A 448-nucleotide genomic window follows, 5' to 3' on the forward strand; every position below is an offset into this window, starting at 1 on the left:
GCGCAGCGCAACCTTGATCGCGTCCAGCTCGCCGGCCGACAGCTCGGAAGCCGAGGTCACCGTGGCCTTGACCACGTGCTCGGCTTCGGCGCGCAGGGCGTCGAACATGCCGGAGATTTCCGGCAGCAGCGGCAGACGATGCGATTCGGCCAGGATGGCCAGGAAGCGCGAGTAGGTCTCGCCGTGCGAGACCGGCGCCAGCAGGGCGACGGCGTCGTCACGACCCAGCTCCGGGTTGGCGAGCAGGGCCGCCACGCGCGGGTCGGCGGCGACGTGGGCGGAGAACGCCAGGGCGTCCGACCACGGCGCGAACGCACCTTCGTCGCGCGCGGTCGCGAACGCGGCGCGGGCGTACGGGCGGGCAAGCGTGAGGGCCTGGCTCATCCTTAGATCTCCGAGGCCAGCTCGTCGAGCAGCGCCTTGTGGGCGTTGGCGTCGATTTCGCGCT

1 protein-coding gene is annotated in these 448 nt (G+C 71.7%); it reads right to left on the bottom strand.

The features are described from left to right. The coding region (locus tag K9U40_RS23805) for a F0F1 ATP synthase subunit delta (RefSeq protein WP_282892523.1) at positions 1-384 on the bottom strand (384 nt) is incomplete at its 3' end. Positions 385-448 lie beyond the last annotated feature (64 nt).

The organism is Xanthobacter autotrophicus, assembly GCF_030015065.1.
GTDB lineage: Bacteria > Pseudomonadota > Alphaproteobacteria > Rhizobiales > Xanthobacteraceae > Xanthobacter > Xanthobacter autotrophicus_D.